General features: G+C 61.3%; 26 protein-coding genes and 4 pseudogenes. 11 read left to right on the top strand and 19 right to left on the bottom strand.

The window, feature by feature from the left end; all coding sequences use genetic code 11:
- Nucleotides 1–857: 857 nt before the first annotated feature.
- The 9 genes and pseudogenes from QA640_RS45000 to QA640_RS44960 form a co-directional block, all read right to left on the bottom strand.
- Nucleotides 858–1,183: pseudogene (locus tag QA640_RS45000) on the bottom strand (hypothetical protein); the annotation flags it as partial.
- Nucleotides 1,180–2,055: an aldo/keto reductase gene (locus QA640_RS44995; protein WP_283043713.1), complete on the bottom strand. Its 876-nt coding sequence runs from the start codon at nt 2,053–2,055 to the stop codon at nt 1,180–1,182. The pseudogene QA640_RS45000 and the gene QA640_RS44995, both read right to left, overlap by 4 nt.
- Before the next feature lie 34 nt (nt 2,056–2,089).
- Nucleotides 2,090–2,455: pseudogene (locus QA640_RS44990) on the bottom strand (hypothetical protein); the annotation flags it as partial.
- On the bottom strand, nt 2,392–2,535 hold the full coding sequence (locus tag QA640_RS44985) for an NAD-dependent epimerase/dehydratase family protein (protein WP_283043712.1): 144 nt from the start codon (nt 2,533–2,535) through the stop codon (nt 2,392–2,394). The pseudogene QA640_RS44990 and the gene QA640_RS44985, both read right to left, overlap by 64 nt.
- A 402-nt stretch (nt 2,536–2,937) precedes the next feature.
- Complete coding sequence (locus QA640_RS44980; RefSeq protein WP_283043904.1) at nt 2,938–3,243, bottom strand: hypothetical protein; 306 nt, start codon at nt 3,241–3,243, stop codon at nt 2,938–2,940.
- Nucleotides 3,173–3,766 carry a glycosyltransferase family 2 protein gene (locus QA640_RS44975; protein ID WP_283043711.1) on the bottom strand — a complete coding sequence of 198 codons (594 nt, stop codon included), beginning with the start codon at nt 3,764–3,766 and terminating at the stop codon, nt 3,173–3,175. Before QA640_RS44975 ends, QA640_RS44980 begins: the two co-directional genes overlap by 71 nt.
- A 6-nt stretch (nt 3,767–3,772) precedes the next feature.
- Nucleotides 3,773–3,970, bottom strand: coding sequence for a hypothetical protein (locus tag QA640_RS44970; protein WP_283043710.1), 198 nt, complete (start codon nt 3,968–3,970; stop codon nt 3,773–3,775).
- Between the two features lie 166 nt (nt 3,971–4,136).
- A complete protein-coding gene (locus QA640_RS44965) occupies nt 4,137–4,487 on the bottom strand; it encodes a hypothetical protein (protein ID WP_283043709.1) in 351 nt (116 codons plus the stop codon).
- 460 nt (nt 4,488–4,947) lie between these two features.
- On the bottom strand, nt 4,948–5,142 hold the full coding sequence (locus tag QA640_RS44960; RefSeq protein WP_283043708.1) for a transketolase C-terminal domain-containing protein: 195 nt from the start codon (nt 5,140–5,142) through the stop codon (nt 4,948–4,950).
- A gap of 250 nt (nt 5,143–5,392) precedes the next feature.
- On the opposite strand from QA640_RS44960, the gene QA640_RS44955 reads away from it, so the two are divergent.
- From QA640_RS44955 to QA640_RS44945, 3 genes are all read left to right on the top strand, one after another.
- Complete coding sequence (locus QA640_RS44955) at nt 5,393–6,586, top strand: NADH-quinone oxidoreductase subunit D (protein WP_283043707.1); 1,194 nt, start codon at nt 5,393–5,395, stop codon at nt 6,584–6,586.
- A complete protein-coding gene (locus tag QA640_RS44950; protein WP_283043706.1) occupies nt 6,567–6,929 on the top strand; it encodes an antibiotic biosynthesis monooxygenase family protein in 363 nt (120 codons plus the stop codon). Before QA640_RS44955 ends, QA640_RS44950 begins: the two co-directional genes overlap by 20 nt.
- Nucleotides 6,930–7,050: 121 nt before the next feature.
- Entirely contained in the window at nt 7,051–8,535 is a 1,485-nt protein-coding gene (locus tag QA640_RS44945) for a PQQ-binding-like beta-propeller repeat protein (RefSeq protein WP_283043705.1), read from the top strand.
- Between the two features lie 355 nt (nt 8,536–8,890).
- Here QA640_RS44945 and QA640_RS44940 read toward each other — a convergent pair whose 3' ends face one another.
- Nucleotides 8,891–9,055: a hypothetical protein gene (locus tag QA640_RS44940; protein ID WP_283043704.1), complete on the bottom strand. Its 165-nt coding sequence runs from the start codon at nt 9,053–9,055 to the stop codon at nt 8,891–8,893.
- 691 nt (nt 9,056–9,746) lie between these two features.
- Complete coding sequence (locus QA640_RS44935; protein WP_283035482.1) at nt 9,747–10,787, bottom strand: IS110 family transposase; 1,041 nt, start codon at nt 10,785–10,787, stop codon at nt 9,747–9,749.
- Between the two features lie 423 nt (nt 10,788–11,210).
- On the opposite strand from QA640_RS44935, the gene QA640_RS44930 reads away from it, so the two are divergent.
- The 3 genes from QA640_RS44930 to QA640_RS44920 are packed head-to-tail and all read left to right on the top strand — an operon-like array spanning nt 11,211 to nt 13,350.
- Nucleotides 11,211–12,332, top strand: coding sequence for a hypothetical protein (locus tag QA640_RS44930; RefSeq protein ID WP_283043703.1), 1,122 nt, complete (start codon nt 11,211–11,213; stop codon nt 12,330–12,332).
- A gap of 39 nt (nt 12,333–12,371) precedes the next feature.
- Nucleotides 12,372–13,013, top strand: coding sequence for a hypothetical protein (locus QA640_RS44925; RefSeq protein WP_283043702.1), 642 nt, complete (start codon nt 12,372–12,374; stop codon nt 13,011–13,013).
- Nucleotides 13,003–13,350 (top strand): hypothetical protein, encoded by a 348-nt coding sequence (locus QA640_RS44920; protein WP_283043701.1) that lies wholly within the window; start codon nt 13,003–13,005, stop codon nt 13,348–13,350. The genes QA640_RS44925 and QA640_RS44920 overlap by 11 nt, the downstream gene beginning before the upstream one ends.
- A 153-nt stretch (nt 13,351–13,503) precedes the next feature.
- Here the strand turns inward: QA640_RS44920 and QA640_RS44915 are convergent, their stop codons facing one another.
- Nucleotides 13,504–13,716 carry a hypothetical protein gene (locus QA640_RS44915; protein ID WP_283043700.1) on the bottom strand — a complete coding sequence of 71 codons (213 nt, stop codon included), beginning with the start codon at nt 13,714–13,716 and terminating at the stop codon, nt 13,504–13,506.
- On the opposite strand from QA640_RS44915, the gene QA640_RS44910 reads away from it, so the two are divergent.
- A complete protein-coding gene (locus QA640_RS44910; protein ID WP_283043699.1) occupies nt 13,709–14,026 on the top strand; it encodes a hypothetical protein in 318 nt (105 codons plus the stop codon). The genes QA640_RS44915 and QA640_RS44910 overlap by 8 nt on opposite strands.
- Nucleotides 14,027–14,742: 716 nt before the next feature.
- Here QA640_RS44910 and QA640_RS44905 read toward each other — a convergent pair.
- The gene (locus tag QA640_RS44905) at nt 14,743–15,498 is read right to left on the bottom strand and encodes a ThuA domain-containing protein (RefSeq protein ID WP_283043698.1); all 756 of its coding nucleotides are present in this window, start codon (nt 15,496–15,498) and stop codon (nt 14,743–14,745) included.
- A 254-nt stretch (nt 15,499–15,752) separates the two neighbouring features.
- Between QA640_RS44905 and QA640_RS44900 the strand changes: the two genes are divergently transcribed.
- The 3 genes and pseudogenes from QA640_RS44900 (at nt 15,753) to QA640_RS44890 (ending at nt 18,376) form a co-directional block, all read left to right on the top strand.
- Entirely contained in the window at nt 15,753–17,156 is a 1,404-nt protein-coding gene (locus QA640_RS44900) for a phenylacetate--CoA ligase family protein (RefSeq protein ID WP_349253781.1), read from the top strand.
- 185 nt (nt 17,157–17,341) lie between these two features.
- Nucleotides 17,342–17,461, top strand: a pseudogene (locus QA640_RS44895) (aldo/keto reductase); the annotation flags it as partial.
- Between the two features lie 12 nt (nt 17,462–17,473).
- The gene (locus QA640_RS44890; protein ID WP_283043697.1) at nt 17,474–18,376 is read left to right on the top strand and encodes an NAD-dependent epimerase/dehydratase family protein; all 903 of its coding nucleotides are present in this window, start codon (nt 17,474–17,476) and stop codon (nt 18,374–18,376) included.
- Nucleotides 18,377–18,651: 275 nt separating this feature from the next.
- Here QA640_RS44890 and QA640_RS44885 read toward each other — a convergent pair whose 3' ends face one another.
- From QA640_RS44885 to QA640_RS44870, 4 genes are all read right to left on the bottom strand, one after another.
- Complete coding sequence (locus QA640_RS44885) at nt 18,652–19,497, bottom strand: carbohydrate ABC transporter permease (protein WP_283043696.1); 846 nt, start codon at nt 19,495–19,497, stop codon at nt 18,652–18,654.
- A 1-nt stretch (nt 19,498) separates the two neighbouring features.
- Nucleotides 19,499–20,434, bottom strand: a complete 936-nt coding sequence (locus tag QA640_RS44880) for a sugar ABC transporter permease (protein WP_283043695.1) — start codon at nt 20,432–20,434, stop codon at nt 19,499–19,501.
- Nucleotides 20,431–21,468: an ABC transporter ATP-binding protein gene (locus tag QA640_RS44875; RefSeq protein WP_283043694.1), complete on the bottom strand. Its 1,038-nt coding sequence runs from the start codon at nt 21,466–21,468 to the stop codon at nt 20,431–20,433. The genes QA640_RS44880 and QA640_RS44875 overlap by 4 nt, the downstream gene beginning before the upstream one ends.
- A gap of 122 nt (nt 21,469–21,590) precedes the next feature.
- Complete coding sequence (locus QA640_RS44870; protein ID WP_283043867.1) at nt 21,591–22,829, bottom strand: extracellular solute-binding protein; 1,239 nt, start codon at nt 22,827–22,829, stop codon at nt 21,591–21,593.
- A gap of 1,139 nt (nt 22,830–23,968) precedes the next feature.
- Here QA640_RS44870 and QA640_RS44865 point away from each other — a divergent pair.
- Nucleotides 23,969–24,967: an aldo/keto reductase gene (locus QA640_RS44865; protein ID WP_283043693.1), complete on the top strand. Its 999-nt coding sequence runs from the start codon at nt 23,969–23,971 to the stop codon at nt 24,965–24,967.
- Nucleotides 24,968–25,081: 114 nt separating this feature from the next.
- On the opposite strand, the pseudogene QA640_RS44860 reads toward QA640_RS44865, so the two are convergent.
- Nucleotides 25,082–25,288, bottom strand: a pseudogene (locus QA640_RS44860) (IS30 family transposase); the annotation flags it as partial.
- 175 nt (nt 25,289–25,463) lie between these two features.
- A complete protein-coding gene (locus tag QA640_RS44855) occupies nt 25,464–25,814 on the bottom strand; it encodes a hypothetical protein (RefSeq protein WP_283043692.1) in 351 nt (116 codons plus the stop codon).
- Nucleotides 25,815–25,917: the final 103 nt, after the last annotated feature.

Below are 25,917 nucleotides of genomic sequence, written 5' to 3'. Positions count from 1 at the left end.
CCAGGCTCTCTGCCACAGGCTGCAAGCACGAGTGCGGCAGTCATTACGGCCACCGAAATTATTTTTTGCATTGCGATCCTCCCAGTGATCGAGACCATTAAACTGGTCGTCTGAGAGGGCCGCAAGAGAGAAGCCCGCCAGCTTACTGTCAACGGCCTCGCATTCACTGCCTCAGCCGACGAGCATGCGCTGCCGGTTGCGCTTCCTCGAATACGGTCAGGATTCCGAAGGACGTTGCAGGCAAGGCCAACCATCATGAGCGCTTTAGCTGCGTCCTTTCACGCAACGGCTTTATTTGCACTGGGGAAAAACTGGCAAATTAACGTTTGAAAGCCGAAAAATCGGCGCTTAATCCCCGACCATGGAGAGTCGGAGGATATTCGTGGGCCTCTACTTATTCCTTATGGCTGCGTGTGCTGTCGGCCTGTTGCTCCTCTTGGCATTCGGCCGATAGGGCCGATACTGAGCGCATTTGTTGCCGCGAATCCCCAGCCAGGGCTGAAACCGTTGGCTCCGGCACGATGGTTTTTGACTGTGCATGGATCGGCGCATTCACTCTGAGTATGGACGTGGTCGTTACTTGGATTTTCGTCTTGCTCATCGCTGCGAGCGTAGCGGTTTTGATTGCTCATGCGATCGATGCAATGCGTTCATGATCGAACCGGGTGTGACCTGCCGGCGGCATCTCATGACGGGCTCGCAATTGGCGTATTGGTGATCGAGGTATCAATTAGGCGCGGCTATTGAGTCTTGATCGCTGCAAAGGGGAAGGACTCGGCGGTCCGACCAGGCGCTTCGCCGTCGCTTTTCATTGGAAGCTTCGTGAAGCTTAACAGGCCCTCGGGCCCGCAGTCCGCACGGGTGCCGTTCGGAACCGGCTTCTCCGGCTGCGCTAGCACTGGCGTGATCTCATCGGCATAACCGATATCGAACATAAACCTTCGGCAATCTCGCCCGCCACCTTTCGCGGCGCGAGGTTCACGATAAGCGGCGCCTGCCGGCTTTCAATTTCCTATGGGATGGCCGACGAGATTGGAGCGCGCGTGGTCGCCGAAATCGACACGCAGCGTACGAGCTTCTCCGAATGTGCCACGTCCTCGACAGCGAGAATGGTCCCGACGCTGACGTCGATCTTGTCGAGGTCCGAGGTCGAGATGAGGGGTTTGATGGGCGCAGGATTCATGTTCCACTCTTTGCTGAGGCTCGGTCGATCGCGTCGAACTCGGTCTCACTCAAGCGCCAACCGAGTGCATCGAGATTGGCCCTGGCGTGATGAGGTTTGGTCGCGCCGGGGATGGGGATTACGTGACTGTCGCGCGCCAGCAACCAGTTCAGGGCGACCTGGCTGAGGCTGGCGTCGCGCGCGCGGGCAATATCGGCGAGACACGTTAGCACTGCTTTCGTGCCTCTGCTGTCCGACGGCTGCGTGAGGCGGCCGGACGTAAGGGGAAAATACGCGACCAGTGCCACATCGAGCTCACGGCAGACTTCGAGCACGTCGTTTGTTTCCGCCCCTCGTCGGAGCAGGCTGTAGTTGACCTGATTGGCGGCGAGCGGAACGCCTGCCCTTGCGAGGTGATTGGCGATGCGGCGCATTTGGGCCGCACTGAAGTTTGCCACGCCGACCGCGCGTGCCTTGCCGGACTTCACTGCTTCGACGAGGCCTTCGGCGAACCCTCCCACGTCGATCAAGGGCAGCGGATAATGGACGTAGTAGAGATCGATTGTTTTGAGGCCAAGGCGCGCAAGCGAACCGTCTAGCGCGCTCATCAGGCGGCGCGGCGAGGTTCGGCCCGGAAAGGGAAGGAATTTCGATGCTATCACCGCGCGCATGGGACCGGCGCGCAAGCAGTCGCCCACGACGCGCTCCGAAAAATAGATCTCGGCCGTGTCGATCATGCACGGGCCGGCGTCATGAACGGTCCTGTATGTTTCCAACACGGCCCCACGATCGGCACGCCGCCACTTGTTCGTGCCGATGCCCAAGGGCAGCACATGGATGCCGGTTCGACCCAAGGGGCGCGTATCATAGCGCGTATCATGGTCTGCGGGCATCGCTGGACCTCTCGCAAGGCGAAAGCGCCATGGGTCACCTCGCCGACAATGGAACGGATTGGGACAGCTTAATCACTTTGGAGGGAAGCCTTGCGTTGCCTTGTGCCGATAGTTTGCGTTCCCAAGCAAGCGCATGGCAGACGATCTGGGAAAGATCATCCCATTGGGGCCGCCAGCCTAGCAGATTGCGCATCCGTTCCGCCGACGCCACGATCTCCGCTGGATCGCCAGGTCGGCGGGCGGTAAGTTCAACGGGAAAGTCGTTTCCGGATTCGTGGCGCATGGCCTCGATCACCTGCAAGACCGAGCAGCCGCGGCCGTACCCGCAATTTAGCGTCAGGGGCTCTCCACCATCGCGCAGGTATGAAAGCGCGTGACAATGAGCATTTGCGAGGTCGCTCGCTGTTCGCCACGATCAGCAAGTTCGTGCACCATGTGGCTGCCAACGTATCCGGCACCTCCGGTGATAAGGATCGCCATTGCTATCCGCCTTGGGAGACCTGATTTGAAACTTCGAAACAAAGTTCCCTTCAGGCGTGTTATCGAAGCCCAGCCAAGGACAACATTTGAGGTGCGCTGGGGGTCCGTTCGCGGCTGAGCCGGACGTCGCCTGATGTGATGCAGGCGGCAGTGTCGGCCGATGACAGGACCGTCTGCGTCTGGACCCGCCGCTTGAACTCCTCGTGCAGCGGCTCGATCGCAGGACAATGCATGGCGCTTGAACAGGTGGATGACCACGGTTCTCGCGCGCTGTGCTGGTCGTCAGTGTGGCAGCGTTCGGGCCTATCGTGGTGCTGATCCTGCAGGGCTCGACGCTCTATGACGGTGTCCGCCACGTCTTGTTCGTGGTCCCGATGCTCGCCATCGTGGCCGCGCGCGGGCTCACGAGCCTCGTGCCCTTCTTGCGACGCCTAGCGCAGCGCCGCTCGCGAGCAGGCCGATGCTCGGCACCGTCCGCTGCACCGACCAGGCGTAGATCAGTACCAACGCCAGAAAGCCTGTCAGCAACAGCTGCGCGATCATCAGTAGAGCCTCCGCGCAAACAGATCGATCAGGATCGTCATCGCATCGATGATGCGTTGGCCCTTGCCCAGCGAATAGGCGCTGTACTCGATATTTACCCGGCACCTCGACAAAGCGCAGGCGGCTCTGCGCGATCTGGTGCAGGATCTCGGACGCGTGCGCCATTCGGTTCTGTCGCAAGGAGATCGCGCCGGCGCCGCGCGCCGTCATCGCACGAAGGCCATTGTGGGTGTCGGTCACCGGCAGTCCGGTGCTCGCCCGCGTGAACCAGATCGCGACGCTGAGCAGGATGCGGCGCGACACCGGCAGATTTTGCGGTCGCACCGGTGAGAAAGCGGCTGCCAAGCGCGAAATCGATGCCGGGCTGCTCGATCGCCGCGAGCAACGCCGCGATGGCCGCGGGGGAATGCTGGCCGTCGGTGTCGAACGTGACGAGCGCATCAGCATGCTGCTCAAGGGCGTAGTCGATGCCGGTCTGCAGCGCGGCGCCCTGCCCGAGGTTGACCGGATGCCGAACGACGACCGCGGCTGCGAGCAACGCGACCTCGCCGGTGCGGTCGGCGGAGCCGTCGTCGACCACGACGACCGCGTATCCGGCGCGGCAAATGCCGGACACGACACTGCCGACCACCGGCGCTTCATTGTACGCCGCGACAACCACCCAGGGATTGCGAATCCGGCCGATCATGTCTCATTAACCCACAACAAGCACAAGACCGCAGGTGATCACCGCGATTCCTGCCAGGAGACTCGCCGACAACGGCTCGGCGAACACCAGCGCGCCGAGGACGGGCGTCAGCGCAAACGCGACCGCCACGAACGGATACGCGCGCGACAGCGGCGTGAACGTCAAAAGCCAGACCCACAGGACCGACAAGGCGGCATAGAGCACGATGGCGCCGATGAACGCTGCGTCCTGCGATGCAGCATCGCACGCGTGGACAAGGGATAGCCGTCGCCGAGACGGAGGGCGGCGGCCTTGAACAGGAGCTGCCCCGCCGCCATGCCGGCCGCGTAGGTGAGGAGCAAGGCGATCTGGCCGAGGTTGAGGCGCTCTGTCATGGGAGGCTCTTATCCGAACATGGTGGCGTCTTGCTCAAGACCACGCGCATCGCGTCGAACAGGTTCACCTGAATGCCGAACCGGTTGCGGGTCGGGCTGGCCGCGATCTTGCGGCCGAGCATGCGACCGACCTGGAAGGCGATCAGCGAGAACGGCACGAATTTCCAGGGATGATCGGAACTCTCGACGCGAAGGCCGATCGAATGGGCCAGAGTCGCGATGCTGTCGCGGTTGAAGAACCACAAGTGCTGCGGAGGCGTCATCAGGCGCCAGTGCGCGCCGGTCGACCGCGCTGCCAAGGAACCGCCGCAGCACGGGTTCGGCGCCGCGATAGTCGGCGTAGCCATCGGGCTGACGGCCGGAAAAGTAGCCCTCGTCATAATAGGCAAGGGGATCGAAGCTCGATGCCTCGGTGCGTCCCAGTCCGCAGTCACGACATTGAAGGATGTCGCAACCGTTCTTCGTGTAAAGAAACCGATGCGGCGTCGCCCGACTGCACGCGGGACACTTAAGCGTAAGCACAGTTCGGTCGTTTCGCATCAGCACATGCGTCCCCCCCCGGTGTTTCTTGGTGCGAAAAAACGCCTCCGATGCCGAACTGTTCCGCCTGGCGAACGGCCAGGGGGTCCCTGGCTGCCTTGCTCGCAGCTGCGAAATAGATCGAAGATCGGAGGTTGGCTCTTGCCTGCCATAACGGAAGCCGCTGCAACGATCAGCAGTCAGACGCTTTTGGACGCATTTTTTTTGGAAGGGCTTTCGCTCGATTGTGCTCCAATCGCCAATAGGGACCGCACTATGCACGCATGGTCAGGCTGCCAACTGCAGGACCTTCTCTTCAATCGACCGACGCGAGATACCATATCGGTCGAGCAGTTCGTCTTTCGTGCCGGAGCGCGGCAGCTGCGCGATCCCCAGCCGATTTACTGGCGCCGCCGAGCCGACCGCAGTCGACACGGCATCGCCCAGCCCGCCATCGATTGCGTGGTCCTCGACGACAAGCATCCGTCCGGTGTCCCGGGCCGCCGCCACAGGGTTTCGGCTGCGAGAGCTTTAGGAACGACCAAAGCTTAGACTGGTTGCTGGTCCGATGATCCATTTGGACCGGACCAAGTTGCATCGTTCAGACCTCTAACGGGAAGGTGTAGATGCTGCTTGCATAGCTCCGCCAACTGCACGGGGCGTCCGGCGCCCAGGCGGTTGGTCACGCTACGCCGGCCGCTGACTCGCTAACATCGTAACCCGTGAATTCGCCATGGCGGAAGAAGAAGGCCTGCGCAATTTCACCATCAATTTTGGACCCCAACATCCCGCGGCCCACGGCGTGCTTCGCCTGGTGCTGGAACTTGATGGCGAAGTGGTCCGTCGCGTCGATCCTCACATCGGCCTGCTCCATCGTGGAACCGAAAAGCTGATCGAAAACAAGACCTATCTGCAATCGATCGGCTATTTCGACCGGCTCGACTATGTCGCGCCGATGAACCAAGAGCATGCGTTCTGCCTCGCAGCGGAGAGGCTGCTTGGCCTCGAGGTGCCGCGCCGTGGCCAATTGATTCGCGTGCTGTTCTGTGAAATCGGGCGCTTGCTTTCGCATCTTCTCAACATCACAACCCAGGCGATGGACGTCGGGGCGCTCACTCCACCGCTGTGGGGATTCGAAGAGCGCGAGAAGCTGATGGTGTTCTACGAACGCGCGTCCGGCGCGCGCATGCACGCAAATTACTTCCGTGTCGGTGGCGTCCATCAAGACCTGCCGCCGAAGTTGATCGACGACATTGAAGCGTTTTGCGATCCGTTCCTGCGCGTGGTGGACGATCTGGACCGCCTGCTGACGGAAAATCGCATTTTCAAGCAGCGGAACGTCGACGTCGGCAGCGTGACGTTGAAGCAGGCTTGGGAGTGGGGCTTTTCCGGCGTCATGGTGCGCGGTTCGGGTGCGGCCTGGGACCTGCGAAAGGCGCAGCCATACGAATGCTATGAAGAGATGGATTTTGACATTCCGATCGGCAAGAACGGTGACTGTTACGACCGTTATCTGATCCGGATGGAAGAAATGCGCCAGTCGGTGCGCATCATGAGACAGTGCATTGCCAAGCTCCGGGCTCCAGACGGGCAGGGTCCGGTCGCGGTGCAGGACAACAAGATTTTTCCCCCGCGTCGCGGCGAGATGAAACGCTCGATGGAAGCCCTGATCCACCATTTCAAGCTCTACACGGAAGGCTTTCACGTGCCTGCCGGCGAGGTCTATGCGGCAGTGGAAGCCCCCAAGGGCGAGTTCGGCGTGTATCTGGTTTCCGATGGGACCAACCAACCCTACAAGTGCAAGATCCGCGCGCCCTCGTTCGCACATCTGCAGGCGATGGATTTGCTCTGCCGTGGCCATTTGTTGGCCGATGTGTCGGCGATCATCGGTTCGCTGGACATCGTCTTTGGAGAGATCGATCGATAATGCCGAAGGGAGATTGCCATGCCGCAGATCCAGATCGACCAGCAGCCAATCACGCCAAATTACCATCATCGAGGCCGAACCAGAGAAGCAGGCCGAAGCACTGTCGCTCATGAGGGAGCGAGCTCGCTTCATGCAGCGTCAGCCGGGGTTCATTTCCATCAGCCTGCATCGCAACCTCGATGGGCGCCGTATCGTGAATTACATTCAATGGGAAACCCGTGACCTTCTGGCTGCGCACCAGTCACCTGAATTTCGCAAGGCCTGGAGCCAGTTCGAAAGGGTCACTGACGATATCGATCCTCATCTGTACGAAGTCGCCGAAATCCTCGCTAGTGGGCAGTGAACCGTCGCTTGATGAGCGCGAGGGCGAAACACCACAGCTCATGCGACGGGCTCCCGATGCGGATGGAACCGGCGCAGTACCGGCATGTTAGGCGCTCATGAACATCCGACGCGCTTCTTTGATGGCGGCACGCCCTGCCCTGATGGCCGGACTATTTGCACTTGCGCTGTCGCCGCTGTCCGCCCTTGCTCAAGACAGCTCGGTTCTGACCTATCACGGTGACAACAGCCGAAGCGGCCAGTACGTCGTTCCGACGTTGTCCTGGGAGAAAGCCAGATCGGTTCAACTGGACGGCGCGTTCAACGCCCACGTCGCGGGCTCGATGTACGCCCAGCCACTTTACTGGCGTCCTCCTGGCGCGAACACCGGGATGCTATTCGTGGCCACCGAGGACGACGTCGTCCAGGCCTTCGACGAGACGACCGGCAAGGAATTGTGGAGGCGCGTGGTCGGGCGTCCAGTTCGCCGTTCGTCGCTGCCGTGCGGGAATATCGATCCGCTTGGTATCACCGGGACGCCCGTCATCGACCCTACAACCCAAGCCATCTATTTCGATGCTGCCGTGGAGCGTGGAAACGGCCCGCGCCACGAAGTGTTCGCGCTTTCGACAAAGGATGGCAGCGTTCTCCCCGGCTGGCCGATCGACGTGGCCGACCTTCTGCAAAAGGCAGGACGACATTTCGATCCGAGTGTCCACAACCAGCGTGCGGCACTCACGCTGCTCGACGGCACTGCTTATGTCGCCTTCAGCGGCCATTTTGGTGATTGCGGAAACTATCACGGCTGGGTGGTCGGAATCTCCCTTCACGAGCCCGGCAAGCATGTCAGCTTCGAAACGCGTGGGCGAGGGGGCGGGATCTGGGCGCCGGGCGGTCTGAGCGTCTCCGAGCATGACATCTACTTTGCGACCGGGAACACGCTCGGCGTGCCGACCTGGAGCGACGGTGAAGCCGTGTTTCACGTTGGACCCGACCTGCGCCGCAGTGACGACAAGAGGAGCTATTTTGCGCCATCGGATTGGAAAACACTCGATGCCAGCGATGCGGATCTTGGGGGCAGCAATCCGCTTCCTCTCAGCATATCCGGAGCGGGCGGCGGCCGCGCTCTGATCCTGGCGCTGGGGAAGGATGGCAAGGCTTATCTTCTCGATCGAAATAGTCTCGGCGGCGTTGGCGGCCAGCTGGCGGTCGAAACAGTATCCCAGTCGTCGATCGTCACGTCGCCGGCCGCCTATCGCGTCGGCAATGATGTCTTTGTTGCCTTCCAGGCCTCAGGAGCGCATTGCCCGCAGCCTGGCCGAGGTCACGATTTGACGGTCTTGAAGATCGCAGCAGGCTCCCCGCCGGCGATGGCCACCGCCTGGTGCGGTGCGCTCCGCGGCCGCGGCTCCCCCGTTGCGACCACCACGGACGGCCATTCCAACCTGATTGTGTGGATTGTTGGCGCCGAAGGCGACAATCGGCTGCACGCGTTCCGCGGCGATATCGGCGAACCGATTTTTGTCAGCGAGCCCTTGAGCGGTCTCCGACGCTTCCAGACGCTGATCGCGACGCAGGATCGCCTCTATGTGGGCGCCGACGGGCGCATTTACGCCTTCAAGTTCTGAATTTCACGGTGTCACCTGAACGGTCATGAACCTGCTCCCCAATGCGCTCGTCAACTTTCTGATCCATCAGGCGGGTCGGCCTGCGCATCGTCCTTTTCGAGGCTTGCTCGGCGTTCATTCGCATTACGGCCTGCCCACTCGCGCTGTCACCAAGTCGTGACACGCTAATCGAAGGCTTCAGCCACTTCGTTACAACCATAGCTGCTCCGAGCTTCCGGCTGGAGCGTTTGCCGGGTGGGGCTTGCACCCACTGGAAAGCGCGCCGTCTTGTCACGGCGCACACCCAATCCTGACATCGGGGCTGTCCCGCGCCCGCCCGGGAGGCGCACTGTTGCATGTTCATCGTCCACATTGCTCAGCCTTGCTGCTCCAATGCCGGTTCATTGCGATTTCGATGCAGGCGTCGGCGATTTCGGCGGCGGACCCGAAGCACGACGGCATCGACCTTACGCCGCATCTGCAGGTCGTTGCCCGCGATGCGGGCAGGCACGCGTGAGCCGCAGGCCGCAAAGCCGGTCAATCTTATCTTGAATCTCAGGTCATCGTGCCCGGCATGAAGCACTTGATTACTTTGCCGGGTATGCCGCTGTGACCGGTCCAACCGTCGTAGTACCAGACCAGGGTACGCCCACGATTCGGCCCCGTCACCACGGCCTCGTCGGGCACGTCTGCCCACACGCCATCAAGCCTGACTTTGTAGTGACTTCTCGGCTTGTTCTGTGTCTCCCAGTCACTCGGTTCGACGTGCGCCGAGTCTGAGCCATCGCAGCAAGGACCCTTAAGATGCGGGATGCTTCGTTGCGGTTTTCGTGCAGCGGTCTGGGAGGGAGCATTTCTGCTCATGGCCCAGGCCGTTCTCTAATTCCGGGCCTGCGGTCAAGACTCTCCAAACACATCCTTGCCGGGTTCATGGTTCTCTCCGCGGTAGGGGCATGCCCTCCGCATGATGGCGTAGGATGACGCTGGCGGATCAATGTTCTCTAATTCCGGGCCTGCGGTCAAGACTCTCCAAACACATCCTTGCCGGGTTCATGGTTCTCTCCGCGGTAGGGGCATGCCCTCCGCATGATGGCGTAGGATGACGCTGGCGGATCAATGTGTGAAGCGCGCTTGCCTTTTGAGCATCGCAAAGCCTGGGGCGATCGCACCAACGCCAACGTCCCGGCAGGGACCTTGGATCCCGCCGGTGCTCGGCGGGAATTCGCTATCTGCTATGCTGTTTGCACGGCGGTCTCCTTTGACGACCATCTAAATTCGGTACCATCGATCCACATCCGATGCAGAATGACCGCGAGCTTTCGCGCGACCGCAACTTTGGCCTTGCGTAGCCCAGTTCGCTTTGCAAGCCGAATGCCCCAGGCTTTGAGCGCTGACCATTTTGCTACGCGTGTGAGCAGCACATTGGCTGCCTCATAGAGATAGCCGCGCAACATTTTGTCGCCGCACTTCGAGATTCGACCCGTCCAGTCGATCTCGCCGGATGCGTAGCGTCGGGTCGTTAGTCCGACATAGGCTCCGACGCTTCTTGACCTTTTGAAGCGCGTAGGGTCGTCGATCGTTGCAAGAAAGCAAAGAGCCGTAACAGGGCCGATGCCAGGTGTCGTCATGAACTGTCGCACTTGGGCATTGCTGCGTGCGAGCTTCATGACCTTACGGTCGAGATCAGCAATCTGCTGCTCGATGGCTGCTCGGGCGCTGAGTAGCGGCGTTACCGCAAGGGCGAGTTCCGGCCGCTCTTTGGTGAGCTCCGCAGCACGCAATGCGAATACGTTCATCTTTGCCGGACCAATAACCAGCCCGAGGTTCTTTAAGAGCCCGCGGATTTGGTTCTCGAGATCCCGCTTGATCTTGACGAGCAGAGCCCGGCTGACGAGGAGAGCCTTTACCGCATGACTGTCGAGGCCTTTGACGCACACCTCCTTATACCATCCACATTGCATGATGCGGGCGATGCCTACGGCATCGTTGCGGTCACTCTTGTTGATCTGCATTTTCAACACCGCCTTGGCGTGCCTGGCGTCGATGCAGATGACGGGCAGCCCCAGCTTATTCAACTCGGTCCACAGCCATGTCGACGTTGCCCCTGTTTCGAGTCCAATCCGCGCGACATGCGGCGCGTTTGACTTGATGAATGCTGCGATCGCTTCGGGGTCGGAACGAACAACGCCTTCGTGCTCAATCTTTCCCGTCCGATCAACGATGCAGATCGCTGTTAGCTTCAAAGAAACGTCAAGTCCGACATAGCGCTCCATTGCAGCTCTCCTATCATTGCAAGGCCCAAGAGGTGAGCCTCATCGATTCTTGGAGAGCTGATTCTCAGAGCTTCAGTATGGCTCCGGCCCGGAATTACCCCATGTGTGAAAATCCCGCAATTTGGGCGCGCCGGCGCATTCACGGCCGCCGAGCTTCTAGTCTAATTCGGTGGAATGGACCTCCTGTGGTCTCAGTGGCAGCCGGGAGCTTCATGTAGGCGGTGATTTGGTTGCGCAGAGGCTGGCTTCACGCCACATTGCCTCCAGCAATCCGCCCATGCCCACGAATGCACTGTGCGGCGAGACCCTTGCCTTGATGTGTGGGACATCGGGGTGGGACCAGCCTCCCCACCCCGACCGCTTCATCTTGGGATTGGAAAAGAGCAATTTGGCCTGCGTCGGCTGATCATTTGGCTTGTCTGCGTGGCGTCTCTTCTGGCTAGCAGCGCGTCGGCGCATGACGCGAGCAGCTATGGCGGCGTGTTTCGCTCTCGCGATCTCGGCGCCGCCTGGTTGAATGCAGATGTCGGCCTGTTTCTCAATGCGGCGCTCGTCATTGCGGTCGATCCACGCGATTCGTCCCACCTGCTGGTTGGCACCGATCTCGGAATCCTGACTTCGCACAATGGAGGGCGGAGCTGGGCTCCGGAGGCGCGCGACGTCATCATCGGCGCGGTATTTGCGCTCGCCTTCTCGTCAGACGGCGAGCTGACCGTGTGTGCGGCAGCCAGCGGCGTGTTTCGTCGTGACCAGGAGGGTTGGCTGCGCCGAGATCCCGGGTGCCGCAATCCCGGCGCGGGCGCTGGTTGCCGGGCCGGCGAACCATCGTTTCTATCTGCTCGGCTGGAGGGAGCTGTTCGCGAGCGAGGACGGCGGCCGCACCTATGCGGTCGTGCCCCGAGTCCCAGAGATCGGCGATATGACGGCGCTGGTGACGATCCCGGGATCGGCCGACATTCTGGCGGCCGTGATCGACGGACGGGCGATGATCAGCCACGATGGGGGCGCACTTGGCGCAACACCGGCTTCGGCGGTGCAGATGCGCCGGTCGACACGATCGCGACCGATGCCAGCCGGCCGCAACGCATCTGGGCGGCGGCGGGCGGCCGGATGGCGGTCAGCGTCGATCTCGGCTCCGGTTGGCATTCCGTCGGACGTTCGCTGCCTGAGGCGAGAGCCAGAGTGCGCGGCATTGGAGCCAGCGCAGACGCGACGACCCTGGTCATCTCCTCCGATCGCGGAATCTATCGCAGCGACGACGGCGGCGAAACTTGGGCGCCGAAAGAAGACAACGTTCCAACCCATATCGAGTCCGGGCCCCTCGCCCGGGATCCAAACGATGCAGGCGTCATTTGCGCGGTCTTCTCGCTGATGTCCTATGCGGAGGTCTGGCGAATGACCCTCGAAGGCGGCAACCTGCTGGCGCGCATCGAACCGATCAGCCTCGTCGGCGGGGTCTCGTTCTGTGTGCTGGTGCTGATCGGCGGCTGTCTTGCGGCGCTACATCTGTCGCGCCGGCGCGCCGCCGCGCGTTCGCCGCGTTGATCCGTGTGGGAACCGAGGTTCGTACGGAGTGTGCCGCGAATGCTCGCGAACTTCAAAATCGGGACACTGGCCGCGGCGCTCGGCATCGCGGTCCTGGCGGGAGGCGCGCTTCTGCTGGTCCGCGCCGTCCCGGAGGAGAAATTCGTCGAGTACCGCATGGACGATCCGCAGGATGCGCCGATCGCGATTGCGGCAGGCGCCGACGGCAGCATCTGGTTCACCATCGACCACGCCAATGCGATCGGCCGTCTGCGCAAGGGCCGCATCGAGCGACTGCCTACGTCGAGCCGCAACATCGAGCCGATCGGGCTCGCGGTCGCAGCCGAAGGCAGCGCCTGGTACACGGACCTCGCCGCTCGCGCCATTGCGCGCATCAGCAGCGTAGGCGAGATCGCACGGTTTGTGCTGGACACTCCGATCGCTCGCCTCGGACGGCTGGTGATCGCGCCCGACGGCGCCGCCTGGTTCGCCGATCCGACCGGTTATGGCTTGACCAAGCTGAAGGACGGAGTTTTTACCCGCTATCAGATCGAGTCCGCGCGCGGCGGACCCTATGGGGTCGCAGTGGCGGCCGATGGCAACATATGCCACGCTGCAGAACGGCAACCAGCTGCTCCACCTCGCCGTCGACGGCACCAGCAGGACATTCGACCTCCCGCGTGGCGGCGCCGTGCCGTCTGACGTCGCGGTCGGCTCCGGTGGCTCGGTGTGGTTTCTGCAGTTTCGCGCCAACCGCATCGGACGATTCAAGGATGGACAATTCTCGGATGTCGAGGCGGGTCCGGAAAATGCCGGTCTCAGCGGCATTGCCGTGGCTCCCAATGACGATGTCTGGTTTGGTATGATGCGCCGCGCGAGCCTCGGGCGGCTGCGCAACGGCCACATCGAGATCTTTGCGCTTCCCCGCGACAATGCCCGACCGTTCAGCATCGCCGTCGATCGCGACGGCAATGTCTGGTACGCCGACATCAGCGGGTTTGTCGGCATGCTTCCGGCCAGGCATGCGGTTGCGCGGTAGCCAATGCGGTGGATTTGAAATTCCAATCGGACTCGCGGCAAACCCAATAGGAATTCCAAATCCCCAAGAGTGCGGGTGCCGGTCTTCCGAAAAAATCATGCTCGAATTAGAGCCGAATGCCGCATCGAAGAAAGGCCCTCGCGCTCTAAACATTCAGCCCGCCGGCAACGCCACCAGTTCGGACGCGGCGCGGATGGTCAGTACCACGCCCATGCCGACGATCAGCAGGCTGGTGGCGATCTGCAGGCGGATCATCCAGATGCTGGCCAGCCAGTCGAGCACCTTTTCGCCGACTTTCGCGGCAACGATGCCGACCACCACCAGCGTCGCCGCGAAGCCGAGGCTGAACACCACAACCGTGACCAAGCCCGCTCGACAGCGCGCCGAGCAACAGCGCCAGCGCGGCTGGATCGGGGAGCAGGCCGCCCGCAATACCCAGCGCCAGCAACACAGGCAGTTTCGGACGGTTCTCGACCACGACGTCCAGTCGATGGGCGTGGACCTTGCCGAATCCGTGGCTATGCCAGACCACAGGCTCGCCGTGCTCATGGCCGCGCAGATGGTCGTGAGAATGGTGGTGATTGTGATCCCGCGCGCGGCTAGTGCCATCGCCCGGCTCGCCGGCTTCGCCCATGGCGAGCGCCACAAGATCGCGCTGCGCCCACAGCATCCATAGGCCGAGCACGATCACCAAGATACCGACCGCAACCGCCAAGTAGGCTTCGATGCGCTGCGGCCGCAGCCAGGTCGAGCCGAGCGAAGCGAGCACGCCGACCAGCACGATCCCGCTGGTGTGGGACAGAGTGACGAAAATTCCAAGGATCACCGCGTCGATCGGTTTGCCGCGCGCGCCAACGATGTAAGCGGCCGCGATGGTTTTGCCGTGCCCCGGCGTCGCCGCATGCGCAGCGCCCGCCCAGAAGCTCGATGCGACGAAGAACGGGAATTCCCGCATTCAGGCAACCTTCACGGGCGGCCAAGGCGTTGCTAGGCGTGGATAAGTAGCATATCGGCTCTGGTTTTGCCGCTCATTGTCTCCGAACCGGGTCTCCGAACCGGCCCGAGATGCGCGTGATCCCATTGCCGTGAATATCGATGTCGCGACCTCCTCGTCACGGCCAAGCTCGGTTGCGAGGGTGGAAATGGTCAGAAGCGTGTCTCGATTTTCCGCACACCCATGGCAAGCGCCGCATCTATCCGCATCGGTGGAGCTTTCGTGTGAGGATCAGGCAGCTCTGGACACGGCGAGCTGATGTCCGCTGTTCGGCAGAATGCAAAGTGCCGACCGACTCTGAAATGGTCTGCTTATTGGGTAGTCCGGAAACGATCGGTGCACAGTCAGAATGACGCACAAGCGCGAACTACCACGGCATCTAGCCGTCGTTTCGACTTCTAGAGCGACCTTCGCGTAGACCAGAGGATAGCATTCGTGAGGATTTGCTGGTAGCGGGCGTCCTGCCAGACTGATGCCTCGTGGCCTAGCGCCGTATAGAATACTCGCCCCTCGCCGTAAGATCTTTTCCAGGCGAGAGGCCAACCATAGAATCGATGATGCACACCGGTCTTGCTAAGGTCGACCGAGCTTTGGTCGAGGCGCAGGAGCACGCGTGATCCACGATAGTCGAAGTCGCTGATTTGATAGATTTCGTCGTCGACTTGCAACGAATTCCCGAGAAACGCCACCAGTGGATCGCCAGGACCAACCACCTCGATCGTCACGCCCTGATGCCAGGGATGACCATTGAAGTAGCCGCCGACCAGATCAAGATAGTCCGGCCAAGTGTAGAATGTGTCCGTGGCCGAATGAACGCCGAGGAACCCACGGCCCGATCGCACAAAGTTGAGAAGAGCTGCCTTCTGATCGCCGCTCATCGGAAGTTCTCCGGATGTGTAGAACATCACCGCGGCGTAGCGCTGGAGGTTTTCGGTCGAGAATTCAGACGTGTCTTCGGTTGCAGTGACCTCAAAGACACCGGAATTGCTTCCAAGCTGCGTCAGGATTGCCCTGGAAAGCGGTATGACGTCATGCCGGTAGCCGGCCGAGTAAGTGAAGTAGAGGATGCGCTCTCGCGGGCGCTCCGCGCGCGCGCCGAGTGGTGGGATTGCCGCCGCGCTGCCGAGGAGCGCGATGAACTCGCGTCGCCTCACAATCCTCTCCCTGAAACCTGACCAACCATTTTGACGAAGCTTACCACATATCGGCCCAGCGCTGGCCCCGCGGCCTCGCCCTCTGCAACGCCCCGGTTCAATTCATTGGCTCGCTGGCTTAAAGACGCTGCATTCTGCTCAGCGGGCAGCCGGCGGCTGGAGGATCACTTGTCCTGGAAAGGCGGTCCAATTCTGTGAGTTCAACGGAGCCAGGTTCTTGCGTATATCTGCGGCAATTGCTGGCCGGTGGAACGATGCTGTTGTCGGCCCGCTGGTTCATTCGGACATCACAGCCTACGATGAGCGAAGGCATTTTGTCAGTGCTACTCGATACACGCGGGGCCAGAAGGAAAGGTCTGGCCGCAATCGCGCAGCGGCAGCGCGACCGTCTTAGCGAGATGGTGGCTTTCGCCCGCGCCAACTCGTCCTTCTATCACAGGCTCTACGAGCGCCTTCCGCAGCGGGTCCAAGATCCGGCAATGCTGCCAATCGTCGGCAAGCAGACGCTAATGTTGCATTTCGACGACTGGGTCACAGACCGTGAAGTGACCATCGAGACGGTGCGAGCGTTCGTCAATAGTCCGGACCTGGTCGGGGAACGCTTTCTCAGAAAGTACTCTGTGGCCACCACATCGGGAACCACGGGTACCCCCGGCATATTTCTGTTGGATCAACGCAATTGGGCCGTGACCCTCGCCATCTCTCTCCGGATGATGATGGGGTGGCTGAACGTTGCCGACATCCTCGGCATCCTCGCCAGTGGCGGGCGCATGGCCTTGGTGCAGGCGACTGGCGGTCACTTTGTCGGCGCGACCGGCATTGCCGCGATCCGCAAGAGACGCTTGGCGCGGTCAATTCGGGCGTTTCCCGTACAGATGCCCTTGCCGGATATGATTGCCGAACTTAACCAATTCCGCCCGGTTCTCCTCGCTGGCTACGCAAGCATGATGGTCCTCCTTGCCGAGGAACAGGAAGCCGGCCGCCTGCAGATTCACCCCCTGCTGGTCCTCCCCACTTCCGAAGGACTTTCTGAAGACGGATACGACCGGATCGCGCGAGCATTCCATGCCAAGGTCCGAACCGCTTACGTGGCCACAGAGTGTCTTTTCATGGCGATCGGCTGCGAGCACGGCTGGCATCACGTCAACAGTGACTGGGTTGTGCTCGAGCCAGTTGATGCCGACTACCGCCCGGTTCGGCCGGGTGAAGAATCACATTCGGTCCTTGTCAGCAACCTCGCCAATCGGATACAGCCGATTCTCCGTTATGAGCTGGGCGACCGCATCTTACTGCGCTCCAGTCCCTGTCTCTGCGGCAACCCGCTGCCGGCGATCCGCGTGCGGGGCCGCAGCGCCGACGTGCTCACTTTCTCAACGGAGCGCGGCAAGCGAGTTTCTATTCCGCCGCTGGCATTCGAGGTGGATCACATTCCGGGCGTAGGGTTGTCGCAAGTGGTGCGAATTACTCCGACGAGTCTGCTCGTGCGATTGCGTCCCGCAGCAGGCGCCGATCCTGAGCGCGTATGGCAAGCCGTGCATGGTGAGCTGGCCCGTTTGCTCGCCGGGCATGGGCTCGGCCATGTCTCAATCGAGCGCGCCGCGGAACCCCCGCAGCCGTCTTTTGGCGGCAAGTACCGCACGGTTATCCCGCTGACCTGACGCGGTTTCGCACAGAATTAGGTTAACGGTGACTGCCGGATCAGCGCAGGGTTGCTGCCTGATCGGCGCCGATCCGTGGCAGGACGTCTGTGGGTTGGCTGCCGGTCACGGCAGAGTTCGCCGAAACGCACGCATGCCTTGCGCAGCGCTAGGCCATTGTCACCAAGATCGATCGCATCGGGAACAACGCCGCGATCTTCGACTTTGAGCTTTCATCGGAAGAGATGGCAACAATCGGCGCGCTCACGCGACCGGGAATCCGAATTATCAGCCCTTCCGGTCTGGTACCGAACTGGAGCATGTAGGGAGCAACAGGCATGAACATCTTCCTGACCGGCGCCAGCGGCTTTATCGGCGGCACCGTCGCCCTCCGGTTGAAGGCATCGGGTCATCGGATCCGCGGCTTGGTGCGGTCGCCAGAGAAGGCGGCGCGGCTGCAGGCGCTCGGCATCGAGCCGGTGCTGGGCGATCTCTTGGACACTGCGCTGCTGGCGCAGGAGGCGAAGGCGGCGGACGCGGTGGTCAATGCCGCCAGCTCCGACGATCGATCCGCGGTCGACGCCTTCCTTGACGCCCTAGCCGGCAGCGGCAAGCCGTTCCTGCACACGAGCGGCACCAGCGTGGTGGCCGACGATGCCCGCGGCGACCTGGCCTCGGACCGGATCTATGACGAGGACACGCCGATTGAGCCGGTGCCGGCCAAGGCAGCGCGCGTCGCCATCGACCGGCTGATCATCGACGCCGCCGGCGGCGGTTTACGGTCCGTCGTGCTGTGCAACAGCCTGATCTACGGCACCGGTCGCGGGCTGTACGCCGACAGCGTGCAGATCCCGGCCCTGGTCGCACAAGCGCGGCAGACCGGCATCGTCCACCATATCGGGCGCGGCCGGAACATCTGGTCGAACGTGCATGTCGAGGACATGGCCGAGCTCTACGCCCTGGCGCTGGACCGCGCCCCGGCCGGCGCCTTCTACTATGTCGAGAACGGCGAGGCCTCCTTCGCCGAGGCCGCAGCGGCGATCGCCCGGCGCCTCGGTCTCGGAGCGCCGCAGCCCTGGCCGATCGACGACGCCATCGCCGCGGTGGGCTTCGGCCACGCCGTCTATTCGCTGGGCTCGAACAGCCGGGTGCGCGGCAGGCGCGCGCGGGCGGAGTTGGATTGGTCGCCCAAGCACGCTTCGTTGACCGGCTGGATCGAGAACGAGATGCCGGTGCGCTGATGCGCCCCTGCGTCGCGTCGCCGTCTTCGCCGACAAGATTTTCAGGGTGCGAGGCCTGCCGACCTGCCGGTCGAGCGGCCGACCAAGTTCGAGTTGACATCAACTCGAAGACCGCAAAGGTGCTTGGTCTCTCCGTGCCACGACGCTGGCCTCCCGCGCCGACGAGCTGATCGAATAGAGCTGCTTGCTGCGGTGTATGGGTCCGGAAATGGCACTTTTGCGAAGTGCCAACCGGCTCTGACCTTGCGTGCTAAGCGCAGTACAAAAATGGCCGATTATTTGACCGCGCCCCCCGTGATGCCGCTGATGAAGCGGTCCAAAAAAAGATTATAGGCGATCGCTATCGGGACGCTGGAAATAAGCGCCGCCCCCATCAATTCGCCCCAATAAAAAATGTCTCCGCGGATCAAATCTGTCGCGACTCCCAAAGTAACGGGCTTCTCGCTGGAAGAGGAGATGAAGGTCAGCGCGTACACGAACTCCTGCACAGTTAGCGTGAACGCAAAGATCACCACGGTCAGAATGGCAGGCATCGAAAGAGGAAGGACCGTTTTCACGAAGGCCCCCACAACAGTGCAGCCGTCGACGATTGCGGCCTCCTCGATCTCCCGCGGCAGCGACTTGAAGAAGCCCATAAGCAGCCAGGTGCAGAACGGAATGGTGAAAGTGGGATAGACAACGACAAGAGCCCACATGCTGTCCTGCAGTCCGAGCAGCGTCACCACTCGCGCGAGAGGCAGGAACAGAAGCGTCGGCGGCACCAGATAGGTCAGGAAGATGCCGATGCTCAGATTTTCGCCGGTACGGCCCGGCATGCGCGCTAACCCATAGCCGGCCGGCAGGGCCACGAGAAGAGTGATAGCCACGACACAAACCCCGATAAGGGCGGAATTGGACAGCCACTGCACGAACAGCGTGTCTTCAAACAAATACTTGAGATGCTCGAGCGTAGGCCGCGCGTTGAACCAATAAGGGATGGACTTGAGATTGTAGAGGTCGCCGTCCGTCTTGAAGGTCGTGATCAGCATCCAGTAGAAGGGAAACGCGGCGAATACAACCAGGGTAACCACCGCGCCATAAAACGAACTCTGGCCAACTACTTTTCCGGCAAGGCGCGGCATGTCAAATCTCCCGCCGCCGCAGCGACCGCAAGAGCAGGATCACTGCGACCAAGAGGAAGGGGAACAGGAACAGACAAATGGCCGCTCCGTGAGCGACATCGCCCGAGAGGATGCCCACCTGAAACGCCAGCGTGCCGAGCACCTGCGTGCTGTTGATCGGTCCGCCTTTCGTCAGCAAATAGACGACGCTGAGATCCGTAAAGGTGAACACCGTGCCAAAGATCACAGCGATCATGATGATCGGGGCGATGATTGGCAGGATGATTTGATAGTTGCGCCGCCAGAAGCCCGCACCGTCGATCGTGGCGGCATCGAGCACATCCTGCGGCACCGACGTGAATCCGGCAAGGAAGATCACGACGCCGAAAGGAAACAATCGCCAGGCATGCACGGTCGCCACGGCAATCATCGCCAAATCCTCTTGCCCCAGCCATTGCGGCCGGTGTGCCGGATCGATCAATCCTGCCGCGAGCAGCGTCCAGTTGATGACGCTATAGAGCGAGTCGAACATCCACACCCAGGCCAGCGTCGCCAGTGACACCGGTACTGCCCATGGCAGAACGATAAGCGCGCGGGCCAGCCGGCGCCCCGGGAACTCCTGCATGAGGAGCATGGCGCCGATCTTGCCGAGCAGCAGGCCGATGATTTGGGCACTGATCGTGAAGATGAGGGTGTTGGCGAGCGTCCGCCGGAAGATCTCGCTGTCGATGACCTCGCGGAAGTTCTTCAACCCGACAAACGTCCAGCTCGGATTGAAGATGCTGTAGGCGCTGACGCTGTAATACAGGGCAAGCAGGAATGGCAACCCGACGAGCACGACGACATAGAGGATTGCAGGGATGATGAACAGCGGCCCGAGCACCTCGAGCCGATCGAAAGTAGTAAACCGCGATCGTGGCGGTCGACGGGGCGCGGCTGCCTCGGCGATCGCGCTCATCGAGCTTGCTCCTTGGGGCCGACGATACGCCGACCGTCCCGGTCGAAATAGCGCAGCTCCGCTTCGCGAACCGCAAATTTGTGCCATTCACCGGCGCGGATGCCAGACAGCGGAACGTGGGCCGGCAGCTTCGCCGTGACTTCGCGCTTCGCCTGCAAGCCATCCAACGCGCCGTACAAGATACGCTCCGATCCGAGATATTCCATGCGATCGACGCGGAAGGGCAGCTCGGAGAGCGCGGCTCCGTCGAGCATCTCCCGCGGCAGGAAATGCTCCGGCCGAAAACCCAAAAGTCCAACGCCATGCTCGATCAGGTTCATGGGCGGGGTTCCGAGGAAACTCGCTACAAAATCGTCGGCGGGGTGGTCGTAAATCTCGCTTGGAGTTCCAACTTGCCGGAGCCTGCCATGGTCGACAACCGCGATGCGATCGCCCATGCCCATGGCCTCGACCTGGTCGTGCGTGACGTAAATGGTGGTCGTTGCCACCTTCTGCTGGAACTGCTTCAGCTCACTGCGTGCGCTTGCCCGCAGCTTCGCGTCCAGATTGGACAGCGGCTCATCCAGCAGGAACACCGTCGGATTGCGTACGAGCGCGCGGGCCAGCGCCACACGCTGGCGCTCGCCTCCCGAAAGCTGGCGGGGACGCCGGTGAAGCAGGTGGTCGATCCCGAGCAGGCCGGCGGCCCAATCGACCTTGCGCCCGATCTCGGGCCGTGGCGTGCCCTGCGTCCTCAGCGGAAATGCAATGTTGTTGGCGACAGTCAGGTGCGGATAGAGGCCATAGCTCTGAAACACCATGGCCACGCCACGCGCACGTGGCGTGATGTCATTGACGATTTCGTCGTTGATCAGGACGTCGCCGGACGTTTGCCGCTCGAGACCGGCGATGATCCTCAGGAAGGTCGTCTTGCCGCAGCCCGAGGGACCGAGCAGCACCAGAAACTCGCCGTCGCGGACCGATAGACTGACACCATCGAGGGCAGCGACGTCACCGAAAACCTTTCTGAGGTCTTTGACAACAACCGCGGCCATCTGCACTTCCTCCATGCCTTGAACAGGGAACGCCTAAAGCTGCCCTCCACGGCTTGCCAGTTCGCTATGAACGTTCCGCGAGGCGAGCGGCTCTATCCGCTCGTCTCGGTGTTCGCATCGGTTCATGCCGCCGACCACTTCTTGTAGATCAGCTCGATCTCTTTCTGCGCCCAGGCGACCGCTTCCTCCGGCGTCGCTTTGTCGTTCGCGGCCTTGGCCATCATGTCGACGACGACGAAATTGTCCGCGACCTCGTCCGAGGCAGGTCCGGCCGGTCCCGGATAGCCATAAGTGGCGTGCCACTCGTCGGCGGTCTCCAGCACCTGCAGCTTGTCGGCCGGGTGCGAGGTAGGGTCGTTCGACAAGATCGGCATGGGCTTGGGCACGAGGTTCTCGAACAGCGGATGATTGTAGCCCGTGCTCGCCTCGAAGGCTGCGACCCAATTGTCTGTCCAGTAGCGCAGGAACTCGATTGCCGTGTCCTTGTTGCGCGCGAAACGCCAGACGACGTAGGAGTTGGGCGATCCACACGCGAGCCTACTCACAGGGCCGGCCGGCGTCTTCCAGACGTAGATCTTGTCGGCCAATTCAGGGGTGGCCTTCTGTATCGACCGGTATGCAGAGATCGGGTTGTGAATCCACGATCCTCGACCGGAAGCCAGATACCGGTTGTTGCTGGCATCGTCCCAGGACAGGACCTCCGGTTCCATGGTATCTTTATAAATGGCGCGAACGAGCTTCACGACCTCGAGCGTCTCCTTGGAGTTGATGGTGACGCGTTTGCCCGTCTGGTCGCATTCAGACGCGCCATAGCTCCACAGCATGCTGCGGTACGAGAGGTTCGGGTCGACGGAGTGCCCAAGCGAGATCCCAATCGGGGTGCCCTTCGCTTTCAGCTTGGCGCCACCGACACGGAGATCTTCCCAGCTATCTGGTTTCATCCCGATCTCGTCCCACAGGTCCTTCCGGTAGAGGCCGGGGAACGAGATGTAGTAGGCCGGAAGGGCGCTCCAGACATTCGTATCCTCGTTGTATCCGATCTGGCGACCGATCTGGTGGACCTTGCCGTGCTTCTTCTCCACCTCGCTGACGAGACTGCCGAGATCAGCGACATGTTTTTCGTACAGGTGCGGGCCGCCCGATCCATTGAAGGCAAAAATGTCATGTCCCGCTCCCGCAGAAATCTCGGCCGCGGCGCGGGCCGGTAGCTCCAGATGCGGGATGTGATCAACGGTTACGGTGACGCCGTTCTTCTTGCCCCACTCCGTTGCAAAACCATCGAACCATTTGTCGTACTGCGGGACAAAATGGCTCCACTGCAGGATCTTTAGCGTCTTGGTCTGTGCAAGAGCGGTAGACACAAACGGCAACGAAACCGCCGGCGCCAGGCCCGCGGCTCCAGCCGCGGCGCCCACCTGTTTCAAGAACCCGCGTCGTGTGACGGCGGATGTGGAACTTTCTCGTTCTGACCGCATGTTTGTCTCCTCCTGACAAGTCGTCCTGGCAGCCACATTGCAACGTGGTGGCCGCCTTTGCAGGCTGGCGCCAACAATGCCTTAGCCTGCTTGCTCGACTGCGGTGGGCGCCAATGCATGTAAAAGCCTCACCTCCCAGGTCGGCAGGCGCGCTCCAAAACTGGCATCCTGGTTGGTCAGGTCCCCAGCTTGTCCAAAGACGGTTATTCGAGCTGCGATAGAATACGTCGGTACCCGGGGCACACCCGTCATGGCAGCCAGTTCTGACCATATCCCAACCGCGCCTGTGTCAGTCGGCGCGCTCCACCAACCTTGGGCGCGAGCCAAGCCGAGGCTAGGGATAGGTAACTAGCGATGGGAGCTACAGCACCTGCGTAACCCATCGTTTGCCCCTAACAGCGGCAGGACGATGTCACCCGGCAGTGCAAGTTGAAGTTATGGTACTCCTTCTTCCGCACGGCCACAAATATTCCTCGCTCAGCACGGCCATGGAAGAGAACGGCGGACCTGGAGGGACACCCGCCGGACGAGATTGCTGCATCGCAGACAATCCGTACGTGGTATTGAAGCGACCGAGGCAGGAACGCCGAGGCCCGTGATCTCCTCGCTCCGATCTGCAGCTGGTTCACCGAGGGCTTCGGCATGCCCGACTTGAGGGGGACCAAAATCTTGCTCGACGCGCTGGCGCCACAAGGACACTTGTGGTCGCGAGGCGTGGTAAGGAACGTCGGCTCCTGGCACTTCGGACATGTCGGAGTGCTCGGAAAATGTCCGTTGGAGGAGACGGGAAATTATCGACCCCGTCCTAGTCGGTGTCATTTGACCTTACCAAATATCTGGCCCGATTAGCACTTGAGGCAGGATGTGAGCCATTTCTCACGCGTCTGGCAGTCGAAAAGTGCTAGTCTTGGAAGACAGCGCAAGGCCGGTTCTTACGGGACACATGCGACGACTGAAATTCGTCAGGCTGTTGGAAGGAGCGGTGACTGTTTGGCCGCTCGCTGCATGCAGTCGGAGGAATAACAATGCAATTGCGGGCCTTTGGCCGTACGGGAATGCAGCTCTCGGTGCTGGGCTTCGGCTGCGGCGCGGTGGGTGGACTTATGGTACGCGGCGATCCTGCCGAGCAGGAGCGTACCATCGCGCGGGCGATCGCCGCTGGCGTGAACTACTTCGACACCGCGGTGCTGTACGGCAATGGAGAATCAGAAAAGAACCTTGGCCGCGTCTTGCAAAAGCTGAAACCAGCTAACGTGGCCGTCGGCACCAAGGTCCGGTTGCCGCCCAGCGAATTCGGTCGCATTCCCGACGCCGTAACGATGTCGCTCGAAGGCAGTCTAAGGCGACTAGGTCTCGACCAGGTCGACATCTTTCACCTGCACAATCCGATTACCGAGACAGGAGGTGGATCGGCGCTGAGCGTCCGACAGGTGCTCGGCGAAGTGGTACCAGCGTTCGAGCGCCTGCGTCAGCAAGGGAAGACTTGTTTCCTCGGAATTACGGCAGTGGGCGAGACGGAGGCACTGCATCAAGTGGTCGATGCGCGCGCCTTCGATAGCGCTCAGATTGTCTACAACATGCTCAATCCATCTGCCGCCGAGGAATTGCCGACGAACTATCCGGCCCAAGATTATGGACGATTATTCGATCACACCAAGGCGGCCGGCGTTGGAGTAGTGGGCATCCGCGTGCTGGCAGGTGGCGCACTGTCGGGCTCAGCCGAGCGTCACCCGATTGCGAGTCCGGCACCCGAGCCGATTGGTTCGGCTATGACTTATGACGCCGATGTCGATCGCGCACGGCGTCTCGTCCCGCTGGTCAAGGAAGGGTTTGCCACCAGCCTGACCGAAGCCGCCACGCGGTTTGCGCTGTCGCACCCGGCGATGGGTACTATCTTGGTCGGTATAGCGACACCGCAGCAGTTCGAGGAAGCGCTCGCCGCGGTTCAAAACGGCCCACTGCCGCGAGCCGCATTCGACCGGCTGTCAGCACTGTGGCAGGAATTCTCTGGCGAAGCACGATGATCGCCCAGGTTGCCCATACACTGATTGCAGTTAGAAAATGCCTGCAGGAAGTGATGACTTCCGGCCCTTGGGCGACGTCCTCAATGGGATGAACGACCGCTTTGCGTGGCCGGTTCAACCGATCGCCGCTACACATTCTGCGAACTTCTCAGCTGGGGTCTGATAGAGCAAGGTCTTTCGCGGCCTTTCATTGGGCTGCCTTGCGATCGCGCGGAGCTTGGCCTGGCTATACAGGGACAGATCGGTGCCACACGGAAGATACTGGCGCAGCAATCTGTTGGTGTTTTCGTTTGACCCGCGCCGCCAGGAACAGCGAGGATCACCTGCCAATCCCGCACGTCCGACGCGAATCTCATTCGCGAGAGACAGTCAGCTCTCTGAGGCTTCACCGCGGGGGAATGTTTCCCTCCTCTTTGCCTCTTTGTGCAGCGCACCCCTTTCGTCGAGCATTGCCTTCTCCAACGGATGCAGATTCCTCGGTCATCACGCCGCCTCATCAATCCGTGTGGGACGGCACGGCTTCACACATTCTGATCCAGAAGTCGTCGCCGTTGCGAGGCCATTCGGCTGCCACGTTGACCTCTTCCATCATTTCCTGCCAAATCAGATCGGCTCGCGCGCTGAGCACGTCATCGTCCACAACGCGAAGCGCGCGACCAATTTCGAGATATGTCGCCTGGTACTCATGGAGCACAGGCGCGAGCGCGACCGCCACCTCGCGGCGCTTGTTCGGCGACTTCTCTTTGCTAATCAGCCCCACTTGCCTCTCGAACACGCAGCGCATGCCATCGAGCGCCTTCGAACGGCCACAGCAGATGTGCGCTGCTGCTTGAGCGATTGTTGCCATTTTCCTTCTGACTCCTATTTTATACCTATCAGTACAAAAATATTGCGGGCCACGGCAACCCCGCACCGGGCCACGGTCAGGAAGGACCCAATGCTTTGGATCT

Origin of the sequence: Bradyrhizobium sp. CB82, from assembly GCF_029714405.1 — a bacterium.
GTDB lineage: Bacteria > Pseudomonadota > Alphaproteobacteria > Rhizobiales > Xanthobacteraceae > Bradyrhizobium.
This window is presented reverse-complemented; position numbering and strand designations above follow the sequence as displayed.

Excerpts from the sequence above, each read along its gene's own strand:
- QA640_RS44875 (WP_283043694.1), bottom strand. The coding sequence starts at position 21,468 with ATGGCCGCGGTTGTTGTCAAAGACCTCAGAAAGGTTTTCGGTGACGTC.
- QA640_RS44965 (WP_283043709.1), bottom strand. The coding sequence starts at position 4,487 with ATGGCTACGCCGACTATCGCGGCGCCGAACCCGTGCTGCGGCGGTTCC.
- QA640_RS44955 (WP_283043707.1), top strand. The coding sequence starts at position 5,393 with ATGGCGGAAGAAGAAGGCCTGCGCAATTTCACCATCAATTTTGGACCC.
- QA640_RS44945 (WP_283043705.1), top strand. The coding sequence starts at position 7,051 with ATGGCGGCACGCCCTGCCCTGATGGCCGGACTATTTGCACTTGCGCTG.
- QA640_RS44995 (WP_283043713.1), bottom strand. The coding sequence starts at position 2,055 with ATGCCCGCAGACCATGATACGCGCTATGATACGCGCCCCTTGGGTCGA.
- QA640_RS44960 (WP_283043708.1), bottom strand. The coding sequence starts at position 5,142 with ATGCTTGTCGTCGAGGACCACGCAATCGATGGCGGGCTGGGCGATGCC.
- QA640_RS44985 (WP_283043712.1), bottom strand. The coding sequence starts at position 2,535 with ATGGCGATCCTTATCACCGGAGGTGCCGGATACGTTGGCAGCCACATG.
- QA640_RS44890 (WP_283043697.1), top strand. The coding sequence starts at position 17,474 with ATGAACATCTTCCTGACCGGCGCCAGCGGCTTTATCGGCGGCACCGTC.
- QA640_RS44980 (WP_283043904.1), bottom strand. The coding sequence starts at position 3,243 with ATGGCGCACGCGTCCGAGATCCTGCACCAGATCGCGCAGAGCCGCCTG.
- QA640_RS44855 (WP_283043692.1), bottom strand. The coding sequence starts at position 25,814 with ATGGCAACAATCGCTCAAGCAGCAGCGCACATCTGCTGTGGCCGTTCG.
- QA640_RS44900 (WP_349253781.1), top strand. The coding sequence starts at position 15,753 with ATGCTGTTGTCGGCCCGCTGGTTCATTCGGACATCACAGCCTACGATG.
- QA640_RS44885 (WP_283043696.1), bottom strand. The coding sequence starts at position 19,497 with ATGCCGCGCCTTGCCGGAAAAGTAGTTGGCCAGAGTTCGTTTTATGGC.
- QA640_RS44975 (WP_283043711.1), bottom strand. The coding sequence starts at position 3,766 with ATGATCGGCCGGATTCGCAATCCCTGGGTGGTTGTCGCGGCGTACAAT.
- QA640_RS44880 (WP_283043695.1), bottom strand. The coding sequence starts at position 20,434 with ATGAGCGCGATCGCCGAGGCAGCCGCGCCCCGTCGACCGCCACGATCG.
- QA640_RS44925 (WP_283043702.1), top strand. The coding sequence starts at position 12,372 with ATGCTCGCGAACTTCAAAATCGGGACACTGGCCGCGGCGCTCGGCATC.
- QA640_RS44865 (WP_283043693.1), top strand. The coding sequence starts at position 23,969 with ATGCAATTGCGGGCCTTTGGCCGTACGGGAATGCAGCTCTCGGTGCTG.
- QA640_RS44935 (WP_283035482.1), bottom strand. The coding sequence starts at position 10,787 with ATGGAGCGCTATGTCGGACTTGACGTTTCTTTGAAGCTAACAGCGATC.